Origin of the sequence: Litoribacterium kuwaitense (assembly GCF_011058155.1) — a bacterium.
GTDB lineage: Bacteria > Bacillota > Bacilli > Bacillales > DSM-28697 > Litoribacterium > Litoribacterium kuwaitense.
In genome coordinates this window covers 1-4,336 of record NZ_JAALFC010000080.1, presented here as the reverse complement: position 1 = coordinate 4,336, position 4,336 = coordinate 1, and the positions used below count along the sequence as shown (strand labels likewise).

Below are 4,336 nucleotides of genomic sequence, written 5' to 3'. Positions count from 1 at the left end.
TTTCGTCGACTACCATTATACAGAATTTGGGGAGGTACTTCCTTTTTTATGTCTCGGAAGCCTTGCGTGGCAAGACCTTAGAATTATGAAATTCATTCACATAGCAATTTTTAAGAAATTTCCTGCGACTTAACGTGGTAGAATTTTAAACAACTTTTCCAAAGGAGGAATAAGTGGATGAAGCAAATGAATTCCGCTGAGCTCGTACGGAACTATTTTAAAGCGTATGAAATGAACGAGAAAGAAGCTTTGGAACAACTGTTATGTCAAGACTTCACATTTCGGAGCCCGGTAGATGATCAGATTGATCGTCAGACTTATTTCGCGAAGTGCTGGCCAAGCTGCAAAGATATTGATAGATATTACATTCAAAACCTCTTCACAGAGGGTGATGAAGCGATCATTCGTTATGAATGTGTATTAAAGTCAGGTGCGACGTTTCAAAATATGGAGCACTTTCGATTCAATGGTACTCAAATTAAAGAAGTCATAGTTTATTTTGGATTCGATTTAAGGAGCGATCCTATCCGTCAATGCGAAAGTGCAAAGGCTTAATGATGCTTTTGCGTCGGGTGATGCTGATTTTCTCATCAATCATATTGCAGAAGATGTTCAATGGAATCTCGTTGGTGAGGCTGTACTTAGAGGGAAAAGTGATGTAATTAACATACTTGAACCGATGCGTGGTGTAGTCTCTACGGAGTATGAAACAAAACAGATCATTACACATGGAAATAAAGCGGTCGTCGAAGGTACGATGAAAATGCCTAAAGAAAATGGTGGAGAAAAGCTGTATTCTTTTTGCGATATTTACACATTTGACCATTCCAACAATAGTACAGTCAGTGAATTAACAGCTTATCTCATTGAGCTACGAAGTCATGAGAAAGAAGAATAGGGGTAAAATATATCATTACATCATAAGCGAAAGGAAAGAGAAAAATTGAAACGAACACACTCAAAAGATGGTACAAGATTAGCATATGATGAAACTGGGGATGGACCGCCCCTTATATTTATTACAGGAGCGACTTGCTTTCGCACGTTTGAACCAGTATTGAATGATGCAAGCGTCTTTGCACACCAGTTTACCGTTTACAATTATGACCGACGCGGACGTGGTGATAGCGGTAATACTCTCCCATACTCCATTGAGCGAGAGCTCGAGGACATTGATGTTATGATTGATGCAGCAGGGGGGAAGGCGAATCTATATGGTCATTCTTCAGGAGCTATTTTAGCCCTCGAAGCAGCCATGCGTCTTGGCGATAAAGTGGAAAAGATCATCATTTATGACGCACCGTATGCAAATAATGTAGAAAACTTAAGAGAATTTGAAAAATTCAGCTTAGAAATCGGTCAACTGCTTGATCGTGAAAGAGGTGAAGAAGCACTTATTCATTTCCTGAAAGGGATTGGTACTCCTATAGAAGTGATCGATGGTATGTTTCGTCAATCACCGCATTGGTCGACAATGATCGCACTCGCACCAACACTAGCATATGACACAATGCTAGCTAGTCAATTACCACCGATTAAACAACTTGCAAGGGTTACAGCACAAGCATTGATGATCGTTGGGGAAAAAAGCCCTGCTGACATCCATGATGTTGCAAGTCAATTAAAAGTAGCAATTCCAAACGCAGAGTTGATTACCCTTACAGGACAAGATCATATGCCCGATCCTGAAGCGGTATTGTCGGTAATGTCACGTTTCATAAAAATTTAGGTTGGATCCACGAGCAGAACATAACATTAAGAAAGTCAGAGTTATTGTGGGGAGAATTAGGGGATAGGGCATGGCTACAGCTATAGTGTGGCGCGAGCAACTGAAGGGTTAAGAAAGCGTTAAAATATAATTGTAAAATCTTTAAGTTAGGACTTCATGACTCGAAGTCCTAACTTATTTATTGTTTGATAAAGTCGAATGGTCATTTTGAGATATGTATAACGAAATCAGCTACAGCTTTGCGCACGTACGATGGTGTGAATTGTGAAATTGTGATCGTATGATTCTTCCTTAAACATTATCACCAGTAATACATAGTTCAATTTGATACACTTGATTTACACGAACGTTTTATAAAGAAAAGATATTATTGTTCGGATTTATCTTGACCTTATGGAAATATCCTGCTACAATCCGAGCATAACCAAATCAATTTAATGCATCTATGTGCATTTATCCGTATATGTTCAGGAATATGGCCTGGATGTCTCTACCGAGCTACCGGAAATAGCTCGACTACGGACAAACCTTTCTATGGGTTTTTTCTGTAGCTCGGTCTGTCTATCAGACCGAGTTTTTATATTGAAAAAATAAGGGGGCTACTAGGAGATGAAGAAGTTTTTTCGGTTTGATGAATTGAACACGAATTACCGGACAGAATTTTTGGCAGGTTTCACCACTTTTTTATCAATGGCTTATATTCTATTTGTAAACCCGCAGATGCTTTCTTTGATGGATATCGAGACTCTTCCTGAGGGAATCGAGCGGATGGATCAAGGAGCAGTTTATACTGCAACTGCTCTAGCTGCAGCCATCGGAACATTAATTATGGGCTTGCTTGCGCGTTATCCGATTGGACTTGCTCCAGGGATGGGGTTAAATGCATTTTTTGCTTACACAGTCGTACTTACTTATCAAATTCCTTGGCAAACCGCGCTTGCCGGAGTCCTTGCTTCGGGGTTAATCTTTATCGTTTTGACGTTGACCGGATTGCGTGAAAAGGTAATCAATGCTATTCCAAACGAATTAAAAATGGCGGTCGCAGCCGGGATCGGTCTGTTTATCGCGTTTGTTGGTTTGCAAAATGCCAATTTAATCGTCCCAGATTCAAATACTCTTGTCGCGCTGGGTGATTTAACATCTCCGACAACGCTTCTTGCTGTGTTTGGTATTGTGGTGACTGTTATCCTATTAGTCATTGGCCTTAAAGCAGGTGTTTTTTATGGAATGGTCTTCACATCTGTAGCAGGAATCGTCGTAGGTCTCATTGACCTACCGACCTTCGGCTCAATCGTGTCAGCTCCAGCTGATATTACGCCAACTTTTGGAGCGGCGATTACTCATTTTCCTGATATTTTCACCGTGCAAATGCTTGTCATTATTCTTACCTTTTTATTCGTCGACTTTTTTGACACTGCTGGAACACTCGTTGGTGTAGCTAGTCAAGCGGGGCTGACAAAAAAGATGGGTCACTTCCAAGAGCTGGAAAAGCCTTGTTTGCTGATTCATCTGCCACAGTTGCTGGTTCTATCTTAGGGACATCGACAACAACGGCATTTGTTGAATCTTCTGCAGGTGTATCGGCAGGTGGTCGGTCAGGGTTTACATCTGTTGTAACGGCAGGGTTCTTTATTTTAGCGTTATTCTTTTCTGGCCTGCTAAATGTAGTCACGCCTGAAGTGACTGCACCAGCCCTTATTATTGTTGGTGTGCTTATGGCTTCATCTTTACGTAATATTGATTGGAACCGATTTGAGGTTGCTGTTCCAGCTTTCTTTACTGTGTTAATGATGCCATTAACATACAGCATTGCAACAGGGATTGCCATTGGCTTTATTTTCTATCCAATTACGATGTTGCTTGCGAAAAAGCGGAAAGACATTCATCCGATCATGTATGTGCTGTTCGTCATTTTTATTCTTTATTTTATCTTTCTTAAACCAGCAGCTTAAGTGAATAGAACGTGATGTCGAAAAACCCGGGAGAAATCCCGGGTTTTTTATGGTTTATGAAGGTGGCGCTCATTCACCTTCTACGATGTAATTAAACCCTACTATTGATGAATGTTTCAAAAAAAATGACGAAAAGTGTTGACGATAAATAAAAACGGTGGTAAAGTTGTTTTTGCTGTCGCTGAAACAACATTATTTGAAGTTGACAAGTTAGGCAGCATTTGTTAATATAATAGAGTCGCTTTTTGAGCGGCGGAATCTTTTGCCCTTTGAAAACTGAACAAAAGCCAAGCGTACAAACGTGCCATGTCGAGACATCGACATGTAAAACAAACAACTGTGCAAAGGACGAATCACTTCTATATAGAAGGTAGATTCAAAAAACTCTTATGGAGAGTTTGATCCTGGCTCAGGACGAACGCTGGCGGCGTGCCTAATACATGCAAGTCGAGCGGATGAAGGGAAGCTTGCTTCCCGGATTCAGCGGCGGACGGGTGAGTAACACGTGGGCAACCTGCCTGTAAGACTGGGATAACTCCGGGAAACCGGGGCTAATACCTGATAATCCTTGAACCCGCATGGGTTTAAGATGAAAGATGGCTTCGGCTATCACTTACAGATGGGCCCGCGGCGCATTAGCTAGTTGGTGAGGTAA

Annotated in this window: 3 protein-coding genes, 1 rRNA gene, 1 pseudogene and 1 riboswitch; all 5 genes and pseudogenes read left to right on the top strand. The window is 41.2% G+C overall.

Going from position 1 to position 4,336, the window contains the following annotated elements; translation table 11 throughout:
- Positions 1-177 precede the first annotated feature (177 nt).
- A complete protein-coding gene (locus G4V62_RS18765) occupies positions 178-555 on the top strand; it encodes a nuclear transport factor 2 family protein (RefSeq protein WP_165205140.1) in 378 nt (125 codons plus the stop codon).
- The gene (locus tag G4V62_RS18760; RefSeq protein ID WP_165205138.1) at positions 542-898 is read left to right on the top strand and encodes a nuclear transport factor 2 family protein; all 357 of its coding nucleotides are present in this window, start codon (positions 542-544) and stop codon (positions 896-898) included. The genes G4V62_RS18765 and G4V62_RS18760 overlap by 14 nt, the downstream gene beginning before the upstream one ends.
- Before the next feature lie 45 nt (positions 899-943).
- A complete protein-coding gene (locus G4V62_RS18755; protein ID WP_165205136.1) occupies positions 944-1,729 on the top strand; it encodes an alpha/beta fold hydrolase in 786 nt (261 codons plus the stop codon).
- 437 nt (positions 1,730-2,166) lie between these two features.
- Positions 2,167-2,268, top strand: a riboswitch (purine riboswitch).
- 70 nt (positions 2,269-2,338) lie between these two features.
- Positions 2,339-3,681: pseudogene (locus G4V62_RS18750) on the top strand (NCS2 family permease).
- A gap of 386 nt (positions 3,682-4,067) precedes the next feature.
- Positions 4,068-4,336 (top strand): 16S ribosomal RNA (locus G4V62_RS18745); the annotation flags it as partial.